This is a genomic window from Arthrobacter sp. MDT2-34-1 (assembly GCF_059091365.1).
This window is the reverse complement of sequence record NZ_JBNHGO010000001.1, coordinates 2,192,758-2,214,210: the sequence shown is the minus strand read 5'-3', so window position 1 is coordinate 2,214,210 and position 21,453 is coordinate 2,192,758. Positions and strand designations below refer to the sequence as shown.

The following is a 21,453-nucleotide window of genomic DNA, read 5'->3' as shown; positions in this document are numbered from 1 at the left end:
ATGAGTAACATCCAGACAGTGCCGCGTTCCCGGCGCAACACCGAACTGCTCCTGCTCCTGCTGGCCTTGATCGTCGGCATCGGAGCCAACATGCTGGTCGGGCTCGACCAGGACCGGGCCTTCGACAGCGACTTCTTCACCCAGGGCGGCACCTTGGTGGTGCTGGTCCTCGTCGTACACGTGGTCCTGCGCCTTCGCGCCAAATATGCCGACCCGGTAATACTTCCGATCGTCACCGCCCTGAACGGGGTGGGGCTGGCGATGATCCACCGGCTGGACATCGCCAACAACGACTCCGCCGCGGGGCGCCAGCTCCTATGGACCGGCGTGGCCATCGCCGCCGTGGTCGCCGTCATCTGGCTGCTGCCCGACCACCGCGTCCTGCGCCGCTTTACCTACATATCGTTGATCACCAGCGCCATCCTGCTCATCCTTCCGCTGCTGCCGTTCATCGGGATGGAAATCAACGGCGCCCGGATTTGGGTGAGCCTGGGGTTCGCCACCTTCCAGCCGGGCGAAATCGCGAAGATCACCCTGGCTATATTCTTTGCCGGGTATTTATCGACGAACCGCGACCTCATCCTGCTCGCGGGCAAGAAGATCGGCCCGCTGCAGCTGCCCCGCTGGCAGGACATGGGCCCCATGGTGGTGGCCTGGCTGGTCAGCATCGGGGTCCTGGTCTTCCAGCGCGATTTGGGTTCCTCGATACTGTTCTTTGGCCTGTTCATGGCCATGATCTATGTGGCCACCAGCCGCGTCAGCTGGGTTCTGATCGGCCTGCTCATGATCGCCGTGGGCGGCGTCGTGGCTTTCCAGCTGTTCCCGCACGTCACCGCACGTATCGACGGCTGGATCAACGCGTTCGACCCCGAGGTTTACAACCGGATCGGCGGCAGCCACCAGATCGTCCAAGGGCTGTTCGGCCTGGCCAGCGGCGCTCTGACCGGCACCGGGCTCGGGCAGGGCCGGCCGGACCTGGTGACCTACGCGAACAGCGACATGATCATCGCCGCACTCGGCGAGGAGCTGGGGCTCATCGGACTCAGCGCCATCGTGATGCTCTACATCCTCTTGGTCAGCCGCGGCATCCGGGCGGCGCTGGGCAGCCGGGACGCCTTCGGCAAGCTCCTGGCCACGGGACTCTCCTTCACCCTGGCGCTGCAGTGCTTCGTGGTGATCGGGGGCGTCACCCGCCTGATTCCGCTGACCGGCCTGACCACACCCTTCCTGGCCGCCGGAGGGTCTTCCCTCCTGGCCAACTGGCTGATCGTCGCCCTGCTGCTGCTGATTTCCGACGCCGCGCGCCGTCCGGCCCTGACTGGCCCGGCCGCCGGCCGGCGGCCGCCGGGTGACCGGCCGGCGCGACGCAACCAGACCCAAGCACGGAACACCGGATCCACGGAGGTGATCCAACCATGAACCAGGCCATCCGCAATACCTGGATCGTCGCCATCGCGATGTTCGCGCTGCTGTTTGGATCGCTCACGGTCGTGCAATTCTTCGAGGCCGAAAACCTCAACGCCAACCCGTGGAACAGCCGGACCATCTACAAAGACTTCGACAAGAACCGGGGCGCCATCCTGGTGGGCGGCGAGCCGATCGCCGAGTCGGTTCCCTCGGACGACGAGTTCGCCTACCAGCGCGTCTACAACGAGCCCGCTCTCTACGCGCCGATAACCGGTTTCTACTCGTTGGTATACGGCTCCACCCAGATGGAGTCTGCGATGAACGATCAGCTCTCCGGTTCCGGCGACGAGTTCTTCTACGAACAGATCGTGCAGATGTTCTCCGGCGGCCAGGTCGAGGGCGCCTCGGTGGAGCTGACCCTGGACGCCGAGCTGCAGCAGTTGGCCTGGGACCTGATTCCCGACGGCGTGAAGGGCTCGATCGTGGTGATGGAACCGGACACCGGCAACATCCTCGCGATGGTCTCCAAGCCCAGCTTCGATCCGAATGACCTGGCGGGGCACAACACCGAAGAGGTCACGCAGAACATGGCCGAATTGGAGAAGGTGCCGGGCCTGTCTCCGTTCACCAACCCCGCCACCGAGAGCCTGTTGGCTCCGGGCTCCGTGTTCAAGCTCGCGGTGACGGCTGCCGCCCTGGAATCCGGCCAGTACGACGCCGACAGCAAGCTCGACAATCCCCCGACGCTGCCGCTTCCCGGCACCAACGTCGAGTTGCCGAACTACGTTAACGGCGGCTGTGCGGCGCGGACCACCGTCGGCTTCTCCTTTGCCCTGGAGCAATCCTGCAACACGCCCTTCGCGCAGATCGCCATGGACCTGGGGGAAGACGCCATTGCGGAACAGGCCGCCAAGTTCGGATTCGGCGAGTCCTACCAGATCCCCACCCACGTCACCGCGAGCCAGTTCCCGACCGGCATGAGCGATGACCTGCTCGCCCAGTCGGCCATCGGCCAGTACGACGTCCGCGTGACCCCCCTGCAGGTGGCCATGATGACCGGTGCGATCGCCAACGACGGCGTCTTGATGAAGCCGAACCTCGTGCGCACCGTGCGCGCGCCCGACCTGCGCGTCATGGACAGCCCCAAACCCCAGGAACTGCAACGTTCCCTTTCCGCAGACAACGCCCGGCTGATTCAGGACTGGATGGTCAATGTGGTCAGCAGGGGCATCGGCGGCGGAGCCGCCATTCCGGGCGTCGAGGTGGCCGGCAAGACCGGTACGGCAGAACTGCTGGCCGGCGAAGCAGGAAACAACTCGTGGTTCACCGGATTCGCACCGGCGGATGACCCCCAGGCCGTCGTATCCGTCGTCTTCGAGGACGTCGATGTAACGACCGGTTCTTCACTCTCAAGTCCAAGTGCTCGGCAACTCCTAGAGGCGGTGTTAAATAAGTGAGACCTACCTCGGGTATCACCTTAGGCGGCAGGTACCAGCTCACTGAACGTATCGCCATCGGCGGCATGGGTGAGGTCTGGAAGGCGCAGGACCAGGTCCTGGGCCGCATCGTCGCCATCAAGGTCCTCAAAGAGGAGTACACGGGCGACCCGGGCTTCCTCAACCGCTTCCGCGCAGAGGCCCGGCACACCGCGCTGCTGAACCACACCGGTATTGCCAATGTCTTTGATTACGGCGAAGAGGCCGGATCCGCCTACCTCGTGATGGAACTCGTGCCCGGGCATCCGCTCTCGGCGATCATCGAGCGCGAGCGCGTGCTCTCGCCCGACCGGACGCTGTCCATCATCACCCAGACGGCCAAGGCGCTGGCCGTCGCCCATGCCCAGGGCCTGGTGCATCGCGACGTCAAGCCCGGAAACCTGCTGATCACGCCAGAGGGCCGGGTCAAGATCACCGACTTCGGCATTGCGCGGCTGGCCGATCAGGTTCCGCTGACCGCGACCGGGCAGGTCATGGGCACCGCCCAGTATCTGGCGCCGGAGCAGGCGACGGGACAGACTGCTACCGGACAAAGCGACATCTATTCGCTCGGCGTCATCGGCTACGAGTGCCTCTCCGGTTCCCGGCCCTTCTCCGGTGAATCGCAGATAGCCATTGCCCTGGCCCAGGTCAACGACACTCCCCCGCCACTGCCCGAATCCCTGCCCCGGCCGGTCCGCGCTCTGCTGATGTCCATGCTGGCCAAGGACCCGGCCGACCGGCCGGCCAACGCGGAAAAGCTCGCCGAGGCGGCCGACGCCATCCGTGCCGGCAATATCCGTGCCGCCGAGGCAGCTGTCCCGGGAATGTTGCTGTTCGGTGGGGACGACAGCACCGGTTTGATGACTGCTCCGGTGCCCGCCCCCGGAACCGCTCCGACGCGCGCCGTCAGCGCCGGGACCTCCCAGCTGCCCGCCGTCGGCGGTGCAGCAGCAGCAGCGGGCCTCGGCGCCGAACGGGACTGGACCGATCAGGATCTGGACAGCGATGAGCCTGAAGAAACACCGCGCCGCCAGCAGAAGAAACGCAGTCCCTGGACCTGGCCGCTGGTCGGTTTGATCCTGTTGATTCTGTTCGCCGTGGCCGGCGCGATCCTGCTGCCCATGCTGACCCCCACCGGCGTTGCGGAGTCGTCGTCGTCGGCATCGAGCTCGACGACACGGGCGGCGCCGAAGACCACCTCCGCAACGCCAACGGAAGAAGAGACCGAGGAACCGCGCGAAACGGCAACCCCGGAGACGAACCAGCTGGCGGCGAATGCGTTCCTGGGCCGACCCTTCAGCGAGGTCCGGGCCGAGCTCGAAAACATGGGCTACCAGGTGGTTCCCAACCCGGTGGAGAGCGGCGAAGCCGAGAATACCGTCATCGACATCGCGCCGACCGGCGCCGTCGTCGTTGGCGAAGCAATCACCGTCACCTACTCCACCGGCCCCGGAACCGTCACCATTCCCAACGGTCTGGCCGGGCAGTCCGAGCAGCGGGTTCGCGAGGCCCTGATCGGACTGAACCTGGTACCGCAGAAGTCGGGCGAGCAGCCGAGCGATGAAGAGCCTGGCACCGTGCTCAGCCTGTCTCCCGACGGCGGTGACGTTCCGGTCGGGTCGACCGTCAGCTACGTTGTCTCCAGTGGGCCGGAAGAAGAAGAAGAAACTCCGGCCCCGACAGAGACGGGCTCGCCGGATGCCAAGGGCCTGCCGACCTCCGCTCCCGACACGCGCGGCGGTAAGCCGTGACCGAATCCTGGTCGGCCTGATGGAAGGACGACAACCAGTGGACTCGCCGCACATCCTGGCTGGCCGCTACGAGGTGGGGGAACTCATCGGACGCGGCGGGATGGCCGATGTGCTGCTGGGCCGTGACATCCGCCTGGGCCGCTCGGTGGCGGTCAAGCAGCTGCGGACCGACCTGGCCCGCGACCCGATGCTCCAGTCCCGGTTTCGGCGCGAAGCCCAGGCCGTGGCCGGGCTGAACCACCCGGCAATCGTTGCCGTGTACGACACGGGGGACATGGATCTTCCCGGCGCGGCGGAGCACGACGTCAAGGTCCCGTTCATCGTGATGGAGTACGTCCGGGGCCGGACGCTGCGTGAATTCATCAAGGGCCGCGAGCTGGGCATCGAGGACTCGGTCCGCTATGCCCTCGGCGTCCTGGCCGCGCTCGAATACAGCCACCGCTCGGGCATTGTGCACCGCGACATCAAGCCGGCCAACGTCATGGTCACGCCCGAGGGCAACGTGAAGGTGATGGACTTCGGCATCGCGCGTGCGCTGGCCGATTCGGCCGCGACGATGACGCAGACCCAGGCGGTTCTGGGGACCGCACAGTACCTTTCCCCGGAGCAGGCCCGGGGTGAAGCCGTGGACGCGCGCAGCGACTTGTACTCGGCCGCCTGCCTGCTCTACGAAATGCTTGCCGGTCGTCCGCCCTTCATCGGTGACAGCCCGGTGTCCGTGGCCTACCAGCACGTCCGCGAACTCCCCGAACCGGCGAGCCGCTTCAATCCTGACGTTACGCCTGCCTTGGATTCCGTGCTGGAACATGCGCTGCAAAAAGACAAGGCGGACCGGTTCCAGACGGCCGCTGCCTTCGCGGACGCACTGCGTGCGGCGCTGGGCGGGACGCCGCACCAGGCGGCCGGGCCGGCGACGGAAGCGTTTCCCGCACTGGCTCCCGCCACCGAACTAATCACCCAGCCGGCCCACGCCGTGGCCGGGGAAACTCCTGACCTGTCCCACACCGCCTACTCGCCTGATGACGACGCCGGGCCGGAAACGGCCTCCTACGACCGCGGGCAGTTTCCCACCGCCTTGGCCGTGGGCAGTGAAGACGACATCGAACCCGAGCGCCGGGCCAAGCGCCGGGCATGGATCGTTACGCTGATCATTGCCTTGCTGCTGGTCCTGGTGGGCGGAGGCTACTACGTCTACAACATGCTGGTGCATAACGCCGTCCCGGATACGGTTGCCGTTCCGGCTGTGGCGGGGATGGACCAGAACGCCGCCACCAACGCCATCTGGGCAGCGGATCTCAAGCCACGGGTTGAACAGGAGTTCAGCGACGACGTCGAGGCGGGCATGGCAACCCGAACCGATCCGGACGTCGGAGAACAGCTGGAACCGGGCAGCCAGGTCGTGGTCTACATCTCCGAGGGTAGCGAATTTGCTACCATTCCCAAGGACCTGGCCGGCCGCACCGAGGCGGAGGTCCGGGACAAGCTCCGGAATCTGGGCCTGGAACCGGGGGAAAACGTCCCGGCGAACAGTGCCTCCATGCCGCGCGGGAATGTGGTGACCACCAAGCCCGCCCCCGGCGAGAAGGTCAAGACCGGTTCCACGGTGGACCTGGTCATCTCGAACGGCATGGTGCGCGTTCCGGCCCTGATGAACAAAACTGTTGAAGAAGCCGGCACGATGCTGGAAGACGCGGCCGTTGCCCTGCCCTACCGGGTACAAGAGGTCGACAACGAGGTGGTCGCACCCGGCACCGTCGTCGGCCAGAGCGTTAAAGCGGGAACGGACGTCGAACAGGGGACTGAGATAGTCCTGACCGTTGCGGTTGCACCGCCGCCGCCCGAGCCCTCCGAAACGCCTGCGCCCGACCCGGATGAGGGCTCCGACAGAGGCAACAACTCCGGCAACGGGAACGGCCGCGGCAACGGGAACGGCCGGGGCAACGGGAACAGCGACGACTGACAGCATCCGTGGCAGCCGGTCCCGCGACCGGCATCCGCGTTCGGGCCGGTCCCGTGTTCGGGTTGGTTCCGCGTTCCGGAGCGGTCCCGCCTCGGTGGCCCCCCGGGTGGTCCCGCCCCTGGAGCGGTTCAGTGGGTAATGAGCGGGCTGAGCGTGGCGGCGCGTTCGGCCGTTCCCTCCGCACCGAGCGACTCCAGCCAGTTACCGAGCATCAGGTAGCCGCCTTCGGTCAGCACCGATTCGGGATGGAACTGCACGCCCCACAGCGGCGCGCTCCGATGGGCCAGCCCCATCACGACTCCGCTGTCGGTCTCTGCGGTGATTTCGAGTTCGGCCGGGATGGTACTGCGCACGGCCGCCAGCGAGTGGTAGCGGGTGGCCGTGAACGGGTTCGGCACGCCCAGGAAGGCGTTCTGGTCGCCGTGAGTCACGTGCGAGGTCTTCCCGTGCATCAATTCGGGGGCATGGGTGACGGTGGCGCCGTAGGCCTCGGCCAGCGCCTGGTGGCCCAGGCACACGCCGAACATCGGCTTTGCTTCCCGGCCGCACCAACGGATCAGCTCGATGCAGATGCCCGCCTCGGACGGCGTTCCCGGGCCGGGGGAGACCAAGACCCCGTCGCGGACTCCGGCCAGTTCAACAGCTTCCTCGAGGGTGACGTCATCGTTGCGCACCACAGTCGTTTCCGCGCCGAGTTCCTGAAGGTAGCCGACCAGGGTGTAGACGAAGCTGTCATAGTTGTCGATGACGAGGATGCGCGGAGTCTTGCTCATGTGACGGTCGTGCCAATCGTGGAGTTGTTCCGGGACGGGGGACTGCGGGAGCCGGTCGGCACTCCGTCGGGGGAACGGGAGCCAAGGCGGCAACAGCAGCACTCACACTATGATCGGTCCCGCGCGGTGATCCCGGCAAATGCGCGGCGGCGAACGTCACATACATTGGCTAGACTAAACAGCTAGACGGTCGGCGGCGGCGGACTCGCGTGAAGATCGCGGCCCCGGCCAGCCAGTGCCAACCACCCCTTGATGCCCCGGAGGATCTGTGCCCGAGTCGAAGCGCCGCAAGAGGACCGAACGGCGTCCCGAGGAATTGACCGCCAAGGGCAATAAGCCCAACCCCGTGTGGTTCAAACCGGTCATGTTCGGCCTCATGATCATCGGCCTGCTGTGGATCATCGTTTTCTACATCACGCAGGGAGCGTGGCCGCTGCCGGCAGCAGGGTCCTGGAACATCATGATCGGGTTCGGCATCGCCATCGCGGGCTTCCTGATGACGACCAGGTGGCGCTCGTAGGCAGTCATGCTGGTTGATAACGGCATCTACGTCGACGGCGTCCGTGCCGCCACGCCCGAAACCCTGGAGCAGACGTTCAGCGAGCTGCACCGGTACTCGGGCATGGCGTGGATAGGCCTCTACCGGCCGAGCGAGCCGGAGCTGGCCGCCGTGGCAGCGGAGTTCGATCTTCACCACCTGGCCGTGGAGGACGCCTTGCGCGGCCATCAGCGGGCCAAGCTGGAACAGTACGGCCGCACGCTGTTCACCGTCCTCCGGCCCGCGCGCTACATCGACGAAACGGAGAAGGTGGAGTTCGGCGAACTGCATGTCTTCATGGGCCGGGACTTCCTGATCACCGTCAGGCACGCGGAGTCGCCGGATCTGGCCCACGTGCGGCAGCGTATGGAGTCCGTGCCCGACCTGCTGGCGACGGGACCGCAGGCGGCGCTCTACGCGGTCCTGGACCAGGTCGTCGACGAGTACGAACCCGTGGTGCTCGGCCTGGAGAACGACATCGATGAGATCGAAGACCAGCTCTTCGGCGGCGATCCCGACGTTTCCCGACGGATCTACGAGCTGCTGCGCGAAGTCATCGAGTTCCAGCGTGCCCTGCACCCGCTGGAGGGGATGATCGCCGTCCTCGAACGAGGCACCAAAAACCCTGACCTGGACCTTGAGGTGGCCCGCGGCCTGCGTGACGTCGAGGACCATGTGATCCGGCTGAACGAGCGTGTCGACGCCTTCCGTGCCGTCCTGCAGAACGCCCTGAGCCTCAGCTCCACTCTGCAGGCCCAGAAACTCACCGAAACCAGTGTTGCCCAGAACGAACAGGTCAAGCGCATCTCGTCCTGGGCGGCCATACTCTTCGCCCCGACTTTGGTGGCCGCCGTCTACGGGATGAACTTCACGGTGATGCCGGAACTGGACTGGGCGTTCGGCTACCCGATGTCGCTGGTTCTGATGTTCCTGACGGCCCTCGGGCTTTACTGGTTCTTCAGGCGCAACCGATGGCTCTAAAGCCCGCCTGACCGGGCAGGTGCGCCGGAAGCCCGCTCCCGGGATACGGGAACGGGCCCCGGCAGGGCGGCTGCCAGGGTAGGCTCAGCCGACGTCTGCGGCGGCCATCACGGCAGCGGTAACGGCCGGGGCCACCCGGGGGTCCAGCGGGCTGGGGATGATGTAATCGGCCGCGAGGTCTTCCCCAACGATTCCCGCGATTGCCTCGGCCGCGGCAACCTTCATGGCCGGGGTGATGCGGCGGGCGCCCGCGTCCAGTGCGCCGCGGAAGATGCCCGGGAAAGCCAGGACGTTGTTGATCTGGTTGGGGAAATCGCTGCGGCCGGTGGCCACAACCTTCGCGAACTTCGCGGCGGTCTCCGGGTGTACTTCCGGATCCGGGTTGGACAGCGCGAAGATGATGGCGTCGTCGGACATCTTCTCCAGGGTCTCTTCCGGGATCGTGCCGGAGGAAACCCCGATCAGCACGTCTGCCCCGTCGAGTGCCTGCGCGCTGCCGCCGGTGACTCCGCGCGGGTTGGTGCGGGCAGCATAGGCGGCCTTGACCTCGGTCAAATCGCCGCGGTCGCTGTGGATGATGCCGCGCGAATCCAGCAGGATCACGTCGGCAACGCCGGCTGCCAGGAGGATTTCGGCGACGGCGATGCCCGCCGCGCCCGCACCGGAAATAACCACCTTGAGCGACGCCAGCTCGCGGTTGACCACCTGGGCGGCATTGGTCAGCGCCGCAAGGGCTACGACGGCGGTGCCGTGCTGGTCGTCGTGCATGACCGGCATGTCCAGGGCCTCGATGAGGCGGGCTTCGAGCTCGAAGCAGCGTGGCGCCGAAATGTCTTCAAGGTTGACGGCGCCGAAGCTCGACCGCAGCCGCACCAGGGTCTCAATGATCTCGTCGACGTCGGTGGTCTCGAGTACCAGCGGGATGGAGTCCAGTCCGGCAAACTGCTTGAAGAGGGCAGCCTTCCCCTCCATCACCGGCAGTGAGGCAGCCGCCCCGATGTTGCCCAACCCCAGCACCGCGGTGCCGTCGGAGACCACTGCCACCAATCGGGCGGCCCACGTGTACTTCCCGGCCATTTCCGGGTCGGCGTTGATGGCGCGGCTGACTTGGGCCACACCCGGCGTGTAGGCGATGGAGAGATCGCGCTTGGTTTCCAGCGGTGCGGTGAGGCCAATCTGCAGCTTGCCGCCCTCATGGGCGCTGAAGATCTCCTCGCGGGTGAGGTCGATTCGTGTGGAGTTGCCGGTTTCGGTAGTCACGTAGATTCCTTCTGTTGTTCCTTCCCTTCACGGGAGGGAGCTTGGACGGCCCGGCCTGCGACAGGCCGGCAGGAAGCAGATCCTCCGAGAGGCCGCGGCTGGCCGTTCACAAGGCATGGGGCGCGGCGCATTCGATCCGACTATCGCCTGGGTCCGGGACGGCCGCGTGGGCCCCGTGGCTGGTCGAGCGAGGGGACCGGATTTCAAGGCTACCTGAAGGCCGGTTTGCAGGGTCTGCATATGTCTTCGGCCGGAGGAATGTTTCGCCTTTTCCGCTGCAGTGCTCGGCTAATTGCAGGGGCTGCAGGCTTAGTTGTCCACGTTTTCACAGTTGTAGACCGAAGTTATCCACAGGCGTGCATAACTTTGGGGATTACTTCCGTCCACCCCTTCTGTCCCCCGCCATCGCGTTATCCACAGCTGTGGAATTACATGTGTGTAACTTATCCTCACTGTGCATAACTCCTGTGGATAACATCCTTTCACCTCAGGGAGGGCCGCGGAACTTTCCACAGCCAGCCCACAGGATGGGGAAAGCAGGTTGGGGAAAACGCGCAGTTGCACGGCACGCGCGCCGGAGGGAGTGAGAGGGGCTCGGGCACAGCGTGCGCCTACAGCCAGCCCCCGGGCGGGGTTGCCCGGAGATTGCCGGTCCGGCCAACGGGACCACACAGGAAAGGCGGGCAGGAACCGCGTCCTCCAGGACACTTTTCCTGCCCGCCTTGGCGGAAGCCGGCCGGGGTTACGTCATCGCCTTCAGGGCAGTGACCGCCACCAGCACCAGGAGTATGGCAGCCAGCCCGGTGAACTGGACGACGCTTCGATTCTTTCCCTTCGGCGCGTAGGCCAGCACCACAGCGGACAAGGCACCAACCAGCAGTCCGCCCAAGTGCGCCTGCCAGGCAATGCCGGAGACCACGAATCCGAGCACCGCGTTGATGCCGATCAGCACCAACAGCGATCTGACCTCGCCGCCGCGTTGCCGCTGCACGATGAACAGTGCGCCGAAGAGGCCGAAAATGGCCCCTGAGGCGCCGACCACGGGAATGTTGGGAGCGGAGAGCAGGAGTACGCCGACCGAGCCGCCGAAGCCGGAAAGCAGGTACAGCGCAAGGAACCTCAGCCGCCCCAACAGGGGCTCCAGGTGCCGGCCCAGGATCCACAAGGCGTAGAGGTTGAAGGCAATGTGCAGGAGGAAATTCGGCGAATGCAGGAAAGCCGAGGTGATCATCCGCCACGGTTCCGGCGCGTAGAACGGATTTGGAAGGGTGTAGACCGGCGCGTACAGGAACCTTTCGGTGAAGCCGGGAACGACCCACTGCAGCAGATAGGCAACGGCGCAGATGCCGATCAGTGTCAGCGTGACCACGGGACGGCCGACCGCGGCCACCCCGCCATAGACGGTACGGACAGTCGGCATGCTGCGCGCCGCTTCGTTGACGCAGTCGACGCACTGGACGCCAACCGACGCCGTGCGCTGGCATTCCGGACAGGCCGGGCGTCCGCAACGCTGGCAGCGCACGTAGGAGACGCGGTCCGGATGCCGCGGGCAGACGGGGACATCGGTCTGCGGCGGTTCGGCCGGCATTCCGTAGGACATGGAGGCGCTCCTGCTGGGAAAAGGTCCCCGCCCGGGTTCCGGGCGGGGACATTAGGCAACTTAGAGCTGCTCGACCGTGATGTTCTTGATGACCACGTCTTCCAGCGGCTTGTCCCGCTGGTCGGTAGCCACCGCGTTGAGGGAATCGACGACGGCGCGCGAAGCTTCGTCCGTGACGTCGCCGAAGATCGTGTGCTTGCCCTGCAGCCAGGTGGTGGGAACGGTGGTGATGAAGAACTGCGAGCCGTTGGTGCCGCGGCCCCCCTGGATGCCGGCGTTGGCCATGGCCAGCTTGTAGGGCTCGTTAAAGTTCAGGTCGGGGTTGATTTCGTCGTCGAACTGGTAGCCCGGGCCGCCGATGCCCTGGCCCAGCGGATCGCCGCCCTGGAGCATGAAGTCCTTAATGATGCGGTGGAAGATGACGCCGTCGTAGAGCGGTGCGTTCGTCTCTTCGCCGGTCTGCGGGTGCTTCCAGGTGATCTCGCCGGTGGCCAGCCCGATGAAATTCTTCACGGTTTTCGGGGCGTGGTTGCCGAACAGGTTCACCACGATGTCGCCGTGGTTGGTGTGGATAGTGGCCTTAGCTGTAGCAATAGCAGTCATGGCACCATTCTTCCACGGCGATTCCCCTGGGTTCCCGCCGGCGGCCGGTTCCGCGATGAGTGAAAATCCCGCGCGTTTCATCGCCGGCATAGCCGTCTGCAAGTGCAGGAAGTAGGCTGATGAACGACCGTCACCATTTCCGGGAGGTAGTAGTGAAGAAGACCAAACGAATAGCTCACGACGCAGAAGGCAATGTTTTTGTCCTCGTGGGAACAGCCAAGGACTGGGCCTCTCCCAAGATGGCAGCCGCGCGGAATTGGGCCGTCCCGCGGATCGAAAAGAGCATTGAGACCGCTTCACCGCGCATCCAGGGGGGGCTGCAGAAGGCCGCCAAGGATCTTTCCCACTCCGTAGTAACTGTGACGCCGAGGATCCAGGAGGGATTGGACAGCCTGGCCCCGAAGATTTCCCACGTTGTGGATGAGGCTGCTCCGCGCATCCAGGAGACCCTGGACCGGGCGGCCCCCGCCATCACACATGCCCGGGACAAAGTAGTCGACGAGTACATCCCGACCGTCTCAGCACGGCTCGCCGCTACCGCAGACCAGGTCGCGAAGACACTGGACAAGACCGCGCTGCCCGTTTCGGTGCAGGCCGCCGTCGTCAAGGCGGGCGGATCCAAGCGCGCCCTCAAGAAAGCCCAAAAGGCAGCCGCCGGGCATGCCAGGAAGGCTGCCAAGGAGCTGAAAAACCAGCAGAAGTCCGGGGGCGGCAAGGGTTGGCTGATCGTGGGCATCCTCGCGGCCGCGGCGACGGCGGGAGTGGCCGCATGGCGGGCTGCCCGGCCGGTCGAAGATCCGTGGAAGACGCCGGTCCAGCCGACGAGTGCGACTCCGTCACCGGGTCAGGTTTCCACCACCACCAGTCCGTCGAGCTCGAGCTCCGCCTCGACTTCCACAACTTCCACCTCGACAGGTACCGCCGCGGCTGCCGAGACCGCAACAGCCAAACATGCTGCAGCCCCGGCCACCTCGGATGCCGCAGCGGGTACCTCTGTCTCCGATAAGGGTTCCGACGCCGCAGCAGCCACGGCCAAGACGACCGGCAACGGCCCCACCCGCTCCGCGCGGGCGGCCGGCCAGAAGGCTGCCGAAGCTGCCGACGCTGCCGCCGAGAAGGACACCAAGAAGTAGTTTTCCTTCAGCACACGCCGTAATGGGAGCTCCCCGATGGGGGAGCTCCCATTGTGCTCTCCCGGCCGATCCCCTTCACGACCGGCTTCCCGGACTCCCGGCAAGCCTGCTGGTAGATTTCATGCCGTGAGAAGTGCTGCGCCCAGCGTGTCGATCGTCATCCCGGCCTTCAATGAAGAGTCGGTTATCCGCCAATGCGTCTACGCCGCGGTATGCCAGTCCGTGGCACCCTGGGAAATCATCGTCGTGGACAACAAATCGACCGACGGGACAGCCGACCTGGTCCGGGCCATGCAGGCCGAATACCCCGATGTTCCCCTGATCCTGCTCGAGCAGGATGCGGAGCAAGGCCTGATCCCCACGCGCAACTTCGGCCTGGACCATGCCACCGGAGAAGTCCTGGGCAGGATCGACGCTGATTCCGTCCTGGAGCCCGACTGGGTTGAGCGCGTGCAAGCGGCTTTCGCCGACCCGGAAGTGATGGCGTGCACCGGTCCGGTGCTGTACTACGACATGCCGCTGCGGCGCTTCGGCCTCCAGGCCGACGACCGCCTGCGCCGCTTCGTTCTGAAACTGGCCAAGAAGCAGTACCACTTCCTCTTCGGATCCAACATGGCCATCCGCCGCGGAGCCTGGGACATTATCCGCAACGAGGTTTGCCGTGATGAGGCGGACGAGATGCACGAGGACATCGATATCTCCGTTCATCTGGCCGACCACGCGCTCAGGATCCAATACGTGCCGGAAATGATCAGCGGCATGTCGGCCCGGAGGCTGGAAGATTCGCCCAAGGACTACCGGTACTACGTCACGCGCTTCGAGCGCACCTATAACGTCCACAAGATCGACCGCCGCATGGCGCGGGTGCCGATGCTGATCTTCATGAGCGTCTACTACCCCGCAAAGCTGCTGCGCCGGGTCCACCAGGCCCGCACGCAGGTCCGCGTGACGCGCGGCGGGCTGTAGCCGTTAGTCCCTCCCGGGTCCGCTGGCTTCCGGCACCGGGTTGCGTCCCTGCACCTTCGACCTGTTCTGGGAAAGCACGACGGCGGCCAGGCCCGCCAGGATCAGTGCCAGCCCCGCGTAGGTGCCCCACGGAAGGGTCTCGCCGAGGAACAGGGCCGCCAGGGCGGCGGCTCCGGGGATTTCCAGCAGGATGATCATTGAAACCACCAGCGGACTCAGGACAGCCAGCAGGTGGTTCAGCACCGAGTGGCCCAGCAACTGGGCCACCACGGTCACGGCCAGGATCCCGGCCCAGGCTTGGGGCGGGAACCCGGCGAGCGGCTGTCCGAAAGCCAGCGCCATAGCCAGCAGGATGAGTGCGCACAATCCGTAACAGATGGTGGTGTACGGTCCGGTGGACAGCCGGCGCCGTACCCGGCCGCCGGCCATCGTATACACCCCTGCCATGGCCCCGCCGACCAGGCCGAGCAGGTCGCCCAGCAGTGCCTCCCTGGAGAGCCGCAGGTCGAACCCGGAGATCACCAGTACGCCGGCGAACGCGAGCCCGACACCGCACAAGATCAGCCGGGACGCCTTGATGCCGCGCAGCCGGTTGAACAGGACGATCCAGGCCGACTGCAGGCAGACCAAAGCAGTCGCCGCCGCAACCGAGGTCAGCTGCAACGCGGTGATGAAACACGCGAAGTGGAGCGCCAACGCGACGGCCGCCACCGCGCTGAAGCCGATGTCCGACGTCGTCAGCTTCCGGAACTCCTGGCGCCGGCCGATCGCCGAGGGTACTCCCATCACGACGGCGCCGATGATGTTCCGCCAGAATGCGATGGCCAGGGCGGGGGCGGCAGTGGCAGCCATGATGGGACCGGACGCGGAGATGCCGAGCACAGCCAGTGTGGCCAGGAAGATGATCACACCTTCAGCCTAGGGGTGAACCCGGCCAACCCCCATCCCGCCGCGGCCCTAGGAGGGGAGCGAACGCAGCGAGGCCCCGATCCGTAGATCGGGGCCTCGCGTTTCCGGTGGAGGCAAGGGGACTCGAACCCCTAACCCCCTGCTTGCAAAGCAGGTGCGCTACCAATTGCGCCATGCCCCCGGAGGGTCCGGCCGGTCGGACCGGCCGATGCTTTGAGTCACTCGACCTTGTCGGTCGCGCGGCTCCAAGCGGATTTCTCCGCTTCGGATTCCTGCCACTTCTTGTACGCGAAGACACCCGCGGCCGCGGCCGCCATCAGCAGCAACTTCTTCACGGTGTCCTCCCGACATCGGTGGGATCAGTCATCCGTGGGCGTACCAGGACTTGAACCTGGGACCTCTTCGTTATCAGCGAAGCGCTCTAACCGCCTGAGCTATACGCCCCCTGCCCTTGCGGGCCGAGATACGACTTTACAGTACGCCGGGCCGGAACTTCAAATCCGCTCAGTCGTCTGTCAGCGTGACCCCGATGCCGCCGACCAGCGTCGCCGAGATGTTGTAAAGCACCGCGGACAGCATGGCCAGTGCGGTCAGCAGGACCACGTTCACGACGGCGATGATGGTGGCGAAGGACGCTACCTGTCCCAGCGAGGCGTAGGACCGCAGGTCGAATCCGCCGCCCTCGGTGCCCGCGACTTCCGTCAGCAGCCCGTTGACCCGGTCAAAGATGCCCGTGATGTCCAGCGTCGTCCACAGGACGATGGAGGCCACCACGGTGACGATGCCGAGGGCGACGGACAGCAGGAAGGCCATCTTCAGCACCGACCACGGGTCTACCTTGCTGACCAGCAGGCGGGCACGGCGGACCTTGGCCTTCGGGGCCGGGCGCACGAGTCCTGGGCGGGCGGGCTGGCCGGCGGGGCGCTGGGCGCCGTTGGCCGGACGCTGTCCGCTGTTCGCCGGGCGCTGGGCCGGGCGTGCCGGCGTGCCGCCGCTGCGAGTGGTAGCCCGGGGCGCGTTGGCCGGCTGCGGGCGCGTGCCCGGCCGTGGCGTTTTAGGTGTACTCACTCGTTACCTCCGATTTCCGGCGCCGGCGTTTCGGCTGCGGACTGCGTCATGTCTGCGTTCAACGGTACTTCATCGGTTGCCTGCTGCGCAGATTCGGCGCCGGTTGTGCCGCCGGTTTCGGGACCTTGGGGCGCGTCCGGCGTGTCGGTGCCTTCCTCGTCCGCGGCCAGGCCTCGTTCGGAGTTCCGGGCGACGGCGATGATGCGGTCTTTCTTGTCCGGCTTGGCGAAGATGACGCCCATGGTGTCGCGGCCCCTGACGGGGACACCGGCGACGGAGGAGCGGACCACCTTGCCGCTTTCCATCACCACCAGCACCTCGTCTTCCTCCTGCACAATGAGTGCGCCGACCAGATGCCCGCGTTCTTCCTGGTACTTGCCCACCTTGATGCCCAGGCCGCCGCGCCCCTGGACCCGGTATTCGTCTGCCTTGGTCCGCTTGGCGTAACCGCCGGCGGTCACGATGAAGACGTAGGAGTCCTCGCGCAGCACGCCGGCCACCAGCAGTTCGTCGTCCTCGCGGAACTTCATGCCGGTCACACCGGACGTGGCGCGTCCCATCGGCCGCAGTGCCTCGTCCGTCGCGGTGAAGCGCAGGGACTGGCCGCGCCGGGAAACCAGCATCATGTCGTCGGTCTCGGCGACCAGCCGCGCCGAAACGAGCTCGTCTCCGTCGCGCAGGTTGATCGCGATGACGCCGGCGGAACGGTTCGTGTCGTAGTCCTCCAGCCGGGTCTTCTTGATCAGGCCGCGTTTGGTGGCCAGCACCAGGTAGGGGGCCTGCTGGTAGTCCTTCAGGTCCATGACCTGGGCAATGTGCTCGTCCGGCTGGAAGGCCAGCAGGTTCGCCACGTGCTGGCCCTTGGCGTCGCGGCCGCCTTCGGCCAGCTCGTACGTCTTGGCCCGGTACACCCGGCCCAGGTTGGTGAAGAACAGCAGCCAGTGGTGCGTCGTGGTGACGAAGAAGTGCTCGACCACGTCGTCGCCGCGGAGCTGGGCGCCGCGTACTCCCTTGCCGCCTCGCTGCTGGGACCGGTAGTTGTCGCTGCGGGTGCGCTTGACGTATCCGCCGCGGGTGATGGTCACCACCATCTCCTCTTCGGGGATGAGGTCTTCCATGCTCATGTCCCCGCCGTAGCCCATCATGATCTGGGTCCGGCGGTCGTCACCGTACTTGCCGGTGATCTCGGCGAGTTCCTCGCTGACGATGCTGCGCTGGGCTTCTTCGGACGCGAGGATGCGGTTGAACTCCTGGATCATCCGCTCGAGCTCGGCGTGGCGGTCCTGGATCTTCTGCCGTTCCAAGGCGGCCAGCCGGCGCAACTGCATGTTCAGGATGGCCGAGGCCTGGTCCGTGTCGATGTCCAGCAGCTGCATCAGGCCGTCGCGGGCTTCTTCCGTGGTGGACGAGGCGCGGATCAGGGCGATGACTTCATCGAGCGCATCCAGGGCCTTGAGCAGGCCACGCAGGATATGCGCTTCTTCCTCGGCCTTGCGCAGCCTGAAGCGGGTGCGCCGGACGATGACTTCCAGCTGGTGGGTGACCCAGTGGCGGATAAAGGCGTCGAGGGTCAGGGTGCGGGGCACCCCGTCGACGATCGCGAGCATGTTGGCCGCGAAGTTCTCCTGCAGGGAGGTGTGCTTGTAGAGGTTGTTCAGCACCACCTTGGCCACGGCGTCGCGCTTGAGCACGATGACCAGGCGCTGTCCCGTGCGGCCGGAGGTCTCGTCGCGCAGGTCGGCGATGCCGGCGACCCTGCCTTCCTTGGCCAGCTCGGCGATCTTCATGGCCAGGTTGTCCGGGTTCGCCTGGTACGGAAGTTCCGTGACCACCAGGCAGGTCCGGCCCTGGATTTCCTCCACGTTGACCACGGCGCGCATGGTGATGGAGCCGCGGCCGGTGCGGTAGGCGTCCTCGATGCCCTTGTGGCCCAGGATCTGAGCGCCGGTGGGGAAGTCGGGCCCCTTGATCCGCTGGATCAGCGCTTCGAGGAGTTCTTCACGGCTGGCGGTGGGATTGTCCAGGTACCACTGGACGCCGTCGGCCACTTCGCGCAGGTTGTGCGGCGGGATGTTGGTGGCCATGCCGACGGCGATGCCCGAGGAGCCGTTGACCAGCAGGTTCGGGAAGCGGGCCGGCAGTACGGTCGGTTCCTGGTTCTTGCCGTCGTAGTTGTCCTGGAAATCGACGGTGTCCTCGTCGATGTCGCGGACCATTTCCAGCGCCAGCGGCGCCATCTTGGTTTCCGTGTACCTGGGGGCGGCCGCGCCGTCGTTGCCGGGCGAGCCGAAGTTGCCCTGCCCCAGCGCCAGCGGGTAGCGCATGGTCCAGTCCTGGATCAGGCGGACCAGGGCATCGTAGATGGCCATGTCGCCGTGCGGGTGGTACTGGCCCATGACCTCGCCCACCACGCGGGCGCACTTGTTGAAGGATCGCTCGGGGCGGTAGCCGCCGTCGAACATCGCGTACAGCACCCGCCGGTGCACCGGCTTGAGGCCGTCGCGGACGTCCGGCAGGGCGCGCCCGACGATGACCGCCATGGCATAGTCCAGGTAGGACCGCTGCATTTCGGTCTGGAGGTCGACCTGCTCCACCCGGTCGGTCAGGATTTCGCCCTCGATCGGCTCATCGCCGGTGCCTGCGGGCAGGTCGGGCGTCTCTTCGTCGCTCATCGTTTAAGTTTCCTTTGCGTCAAAACCTTGGTGCGGCCCGGTCAGCGGCCGGCGGCCGGCCGGCTGCGGCGGGACTAAATGTCGAGGAAGCGGACATCCTTGGCGTTCTGCTGGATGAAGGTGCGCCTGGATTCGACGTCTTCGCCCATCAGGATCGAGAAGGTCTGGTCCGCGGCGGCGGCATCCTCCATCGTCACCTGCAGCAGCGTCCGGTGGTCGGGGTCCATGGTGGTGTCCCACAGCTCCGTGTAGTCCATTTCACCGAGGCCCTTGTACCGCTGAATGCCGTTTTCCTTGGGCAGCCGCTGGTTGTTCGCCAGGCCGCGGCGGACGGTCTCGTCCCGCTCACGGTCGCTGAAGACATAGTCGTGGGGGTGGTTGGACCATTTGATCCGGTAGAGCGGCGGCTGCGCCAGGTAGACGTAACCGTTCTCGATCAGCGGGCGCATGTAGCGGAACAGCAGGGTCAGGAGCAGCGTGGTGATGTGCTGGCCGTCCACATCGGCGTCGGCCATCAGCACGATCTTGTGGTACCGGGCCTTCTCCACGTCGAAGTCCTCGCCGATGCCGGCGCCGAACGCGGTGATCATGGCCTGGACCTCGGCGTTACCCAGCGCGCGGTCCAGCCGGGCCCGCTCCACGTTCAGGATTTTGCCCCGCAGCGGCAGGATGGCCTGGGTCTCCGGGTTCCGGCCGCGGACGGCCGAACCGCCTGCGGAGTCGCCCTCCACGATGTAGATTTCCGACTTGGATGGATCGCGGGACGAGCAGTCCTTGAGCTTGCCCGGCATGCCGCCGGATTCGAGCAGCCCCTTGCGCCGGGTGGATTCGCGCGCTTTCCGGGCGGCCAGCCGGGCCTGCGAGGCTTGGATCGACTTGCGGATCACGTCGCGGGCCGGGCCGGGATTGCGCTCCAGCCAGTCGCCGAGTTCGTCCGTGACCACACGCTGCACAAAGCCCTTGGCCTCGGAGTTGCCCAGCTTGGTCTTGGTCTGGCCCTCGAACTGGGGCTCGCCCAGCTTCATGGAGATGACGGCGGTGAGGCCCTCGCGGATGTCGTCGCCGGTGAGGTTTTCTTCCTTCTCCTTGATCAGGTTTTTCTCGCGCGCGTAACGGTTGATCAACGAGGTCATCGCGGCGCGGAAGCCTTCTTCGTGCGTGCCGCCTTCGTGCGTGTTGATGGTGTTCGCGTAGGTGTGGACGCTCTCCGAGTAGGAGGTGGTCCACTGCATCGCGACTTCCACCGAGAGCTTGCGCTCCGTGTCCTCGGTCTCGAACGCGATGACCTCGGGGTGGATGACCTCCACCTTCTTGGAGGAGTTCAGGTGCGTGACGTAGTCCAGCAGGCCGTTGTCGTACTTGTAGACCACCTGGCGGTGTTCCGCGGTGGTTTCGACCTCGGTGCCGGGCGTCGTGTCCAGGTCCACGTCCTCGGCGTCCGGTGCGTGGACTTCCGGACGGCGCTCATCGGTCAGGACAATTTTGAGGCCCTTGTTCAAGAAGGCCATCTGCTGGAAGCGGGCGCGCAGCGTCTCGAAGTCGAATTCCGTGGATTCGAAAATCTCGGGGTCCGCCCAGAAGGTCTGCGAGGTCCCGGTCTTGGTGGTCTCCTCGCCGCGGCGCAGGTCGCCCACCGGGAGGCCGCCGTTGGCGAACGACTGGTGCCACACGTAGCCCTGCCGGCGGATCTCGGTCTCCACCCGCGCGGACAGCGCGTTGACCACCGAGATGCCTACGCCGTGCAGGCCGCCGGAGACCGCGTAACCGCCGCCGCCGAACTTGCCGCCTGCGTGCAGGATGGTCATCACGACCTGTACGGTCGGTTTGCCCTCGGTTGGGTGCATGTCCACGGGAATGCCGCGGCCGTTGTCCACCACCCGGACGCCGCCGTCGGCCAGCAGCGTGACGTTGATGGTGTCGCAGTAGCCGGCCAGCGCTTCGTCGACGGAGTTGTCCACCACCTCGTACACGAGGTGGTGCAGCCCGCGCGGACCGGTGGAACCGATGTACATGCCCGGGCGCTTGCGGACGGCTTCCAGGCCTTCAAGGACGGTGATGTCGCTGGCGTCGTAGTGCTTGCCGTCGTTGCCCTCTGTCATTTGGGGTTCTGCGCCGGTGTTTTCCAGCTCATTGTCCTCTGCCACAGTTGCCGTTGACTCCTTGTGTTCCGTCCGGGGGACTCGTGTGTCGGCGCCCTTCCGGATAGAGGACGGGCGCCGCCTAGTCAATTCTACCGTGTCAGGGCGGTGAATCCTGCACGAACATGGCTCTATGCGGCACGGAAACCGGGTTTTGACGCCGCCGCCGGGTGCCCGATGGGACCGTGTATGTCCGCGGACGTCTCCAGCGTCCTA

At 65.9% G+C, this 21,453-nt stretch carries 17 protein-coding genes and 2 tRNA genes; 8 read left to right on the top strand and 11 right to left on the bottom strand.

Annotation, left to right across the window (positions count from 1 at the left end; translation table 11 throughout):
- The 4 genes from AC5RVV_RS10360 to pknB are packed head-to-tail and all read left to right on the top strand — an operon-like array spanning position 1 to position 6,596.
- Positions 1-1,419, top strand: a complete 1,419-nt coding sequence (locus AC5RVV_RS10360) for an FtsW/RodA/SpoVE family cell cycle protein (RefSeq protein ID WP_494001218.1) — start codon at positions 1-3, stop codon at positions 1,417-1,419.
- A complete protein-coding gene (locus tag AC5RVV_RS10355; protein ID WP_494001217.1) occupies positions 1,416-2,864 on the top strand; it encodes a peptidoglycan D,D-transpeptidase FtsI family protein in 1,449 nt (482 codons plus the stop codon). Before AC5RVV_RS10360 ends, AC5RVV_RS10355 begins: the two co-directional genes overlap by 4 nt.
- Entirely contained in the window at positions 2,861-4,636 is a 1,776-nt protein-coding gene (locus AC5RVV_RS10350; RefSeq protein ID WP_494001216.1) for a protein kinase domain-containing protein, read from the top strand. Before AC5RVV_RS10355 ends, AC5RVV_RS10350 begins: the two co-directional genes overlap by 4 nt.
- A 37-nt stretch (positions 4,637-4,673) precedes the next feature.
- Positions 4,674-6,596 (top strand): Stk1 family PASTA domain-containing Ser/Thr kinase, encoded by a 1,923-nt coding sequence (gene pknB, locus AC5RVV_RS10345; protein ID WP_494001215.1) that lies wholly within the window; start codon positions 4,674-4,676, stop codon positions 6,594-6,596.
- A gap of 128 nt (positions 6,597-6,724) precedes the next feature.
- On the opposite strand, the gene AC5RVV_RS10340 is transcribed toward pknB, so the two are convergent.
- Positions 6,725-7,369 (bottom strand): anthranilate synthase component II, encoded by a 645-nt coding sequence (locus AC5RVV_RS10340; protein WP_494001214.1) that lies wholly within the window; start codon positions 7,367-7,369, stop codon positions 6,725-6,727.
- A 268-nt stretch (positions 7,370-7,637) separates the two neighbouring features.
- On the opposite strand from AC5RVV_RS10340, the gene AC5RVV_RS10335 reads away from it, so the two are divergent.
- Positions 7,638-7,889 carry a cell division protein CrgA gene (locus tag AC5RVV_RS10335; protein ID WP_494001213.1) on the top strand — a complete coding sequence of 84 codons (252 nt, stop codon included), beginning with the start codon at positions 7,638-7,640 and terminating at the stop codon, positions 7,887-7,889.
- A gap of 6 nt (positions 7,890-7,895) precedes the next feature.
- The gene (locus AC5RVV_RS10330; RefSeq protein WP_494001212.1) at positions 7,896-8,888 is read left to right on the top strand and encodes a magnesium and cobalt transport protein CorA; all 993 of its coding nucleotides are present in this window, start codon (positions 7,896-7,898) and stop codon (positions 8,886-8,888) included.
- Between the two features lie 84 nt (positions 8,889-8,972).
- Here the strand turns inward: AC5RVV_RS10330 and AC5RVV_RS10325 are convergent, their stop codons facing one another.
- The 3 genes from AC5RVV_RS10325 to AC5RVV_RS10315 form a co-directional block, all read right to left on the bottom strand.
- Positions 8,973-10,148, bottom strand: a complete 1,176-nt coding sequence (locus AC5RVV_RS10325; protein WP_494001211.1) for an NAD(P)-dependent malic enzyme — start codon at positions 10,146-10,148, stop codon at positions 8,973-8,975.
- A 742-nt stretch (positions 10,149-10,890) separates the two neighbouring features.
- Positions 10,891-11,748, bottom strand: a complete 858-nt coding sequence (locus tag AC5RVV_RS10320) for a rhomboid family intramembrane serine protease (RefSeq protein WP_494001210.1) — start codon at positions 11,746-11,748, stop codon at positions 10,891-10,893.
- Positions 11,749-11,808: 60 nt separating this feature from the next.
- Complete coding sequence (locus tag AC5RVV_RS10315) at positions 11,809-12,351, bottom strand: peptidylprolyl isomerase (RefSeq protein ID WP_494001209.1); 543 nt, start codon at positions 12,349-12,351, stop codon at positions 11,809-11,811.
- 119 nt (positions 12,352-12,470) lie between these two features.
- Here AC5RVV_RS10315 and AC5RVV_RS10310 point away from each other — a divergent pair, with 119 nt between their 5' ends.
- The gene (locus AC5RVV_RS10310) at positions 12,471-13,484 is read left to right on the top strand and encodes a hypothetical protein (RefSeq protein WP_494001208.1); all 1,014 of its coding nucleotides are present in this window, start codon (positions 12,471-12,473) and stop codon (positions 13,482-13,484) included.
- A gap of 126 nt (positions 13,485-13,610) precedes the next feature.
- A complete protein-coding gene (locus AC5RVV_RS10305) occupies positions 13,611-14,450 on the top strand; it encodes a glycosyltransferase family 2 protein (protein ID WP_494001207.1) in 840 nt (279 codons plus the stop codon).
- Positions 14,451-14,453: 3 nt separating this feature from the next.
- Here the strand turns inward: AC5RVV_RS10305 and AC5RVV_RS10300 are convergent, their stop codons facing one another.
- From AC5RVV_RS10300 to gyrB, 7 genes are all read right to left on the bottom strand, one after another.
- Positions 14,454-15,359 carry a DMT family transporter gene (locus AC5RVV_RS10300; protein ID WP_494001206.1) on the bottom strand — a complete coding sequence of 302 codons (906 nt, stop codon included), beginning with the start codon at positions 15,357-15,359 and terminating at the stop codon, positions 14,454-14,456.
- Between the two features lie 108 nt (positions 15,360-15,467).
- Positions 15,468-15,540: transfer RNA gene (locus tag AC5RVV_RS10295), tRNA-Ala, on the bottom strand.
- A gap of 37 nt (positions 15,541-15,577) precedes the next feature.
- Positions 15,578-15,694, bottom strand: a complete 117-nt coding sequence (locus AC5RVV_RS10290) for a DLW-39 family protein (protein WP_494001205.1) — start codon at positions 15,692-15,694, stop codon at positions 15,578-15,580.
- Positions 15,695-15,729: 35 nt separating this feature from the next.
- Positions 15,730-15,803, bottom strand: a tRNA-Ile gene (locus AC5RVV_RS10285).
- Between the two features lie 60 nt (positions 15,804-15,863).
- Positions 15,864-16,427 carry a DUF3566 domain-containing protein gene (locus AC5RVV_RS10280; protein ID WP_493978245.1) on the bottom strand — a complete coding sequence of 188 codons (564 nt, stop codon included), beginning with the start codon at positions 16,425-16,427 and terminating at the stop codon, positions 15,864-15,866.
- Positions 16,424-19,099 (bottom strand): DNA gyrase subunit A, encoded by a 2,676-nt coding sequence (gyrA, locus tag AC5RVV_RS10275; RefSeq protein WP_494001204.1) that lies wholly within the window; start codon positions 19,097-19,099, stop codon positions 16,424-16,426. The genes AC5RVV_RS10280 and gyrA overlap by 4 nt, the downstream gene beginning before the upstream one ends.
- A 74-nt stretch (positions 19,100-19,173) precedes the next feature.
- A complete protein-coding gene (gene gyrB, locus AC5RVV_RS10270) occupies positions 19,174-21,198 on the bottom strand; it encodes a DNA topoisomerase (ATP-hydrolyzing) subunit B (protein WP_494001330.1) in 2,025 nt (674 codons plus the stop codon).
- Positions 21,199-21,453 lie beyond the last annotated feature (255 nt).

Bases quoted from the DNA above. Each gene is read 5' to 3' on its own strand.
- AC5RVV_RS10315 (WP_494001209.1), bottom strand. From the start codon at position 12,351: ATGACTGCTATTGCTACAGCTAAGGCCACTATCCACACCAACCACGGC.
- AC5RVV_RS10360 (WP_494001218.1), top strand. From the start codon at position 1: ATGAGTAACATCCAGACAGTGCCGCGTTCCCGGCGCAACACCGAACTG.
- AC5RVV_RS10355 (WP_494001217.1), top strand. From the start codon at position 1,416: ATGAACCAGGCCATCCGCAATACCTGGATCGTCGCCATCGCGATGTTC.
- AC5RVV_RS10340 (WP_494001214.1), bottom strand. From the start codon at position 7,369: ATGAGCAAGACTCCGCGCATCCTCGTCATCGACAACTATGACAGCTTC.
- gyrA (WP_494001204.1), bottom strand. From the start codon at position 19,099: ATGAGCGACGAAGAGACGCCCGACCTGCCCGCAGGCACCGGCGATGAG.
- AC5RVV_RS10310 (WP_494001208.1), top strand. From the start codon at position 12,471: ATGAACGACCGTCACCATTTCCGGGAGGTAGTAGTGAAGAAGACCAAA.
- gyrB (WP_494001330.1), bottom strand. From the start codon at position 21,198: ATGACAGAGGGCAACGACGGCAAGCACTACGACGCCAGCGACATCACC.
- AC5RVV_RS10320 (WP_494001210.1), bottom strand. From the start codon at position 11,748: ATGTCCTACGGAATGCCGGCCGAACCGCCGCAGACCGATGTCCCCGTC.
- AC5RVV_RS10330 (WP_494001212.1), top strand. From the start codon at position 7,896: ATGCTGGTTGATAACGGCATCTACGTCGACGGCGTCCGTGCCGCCACG.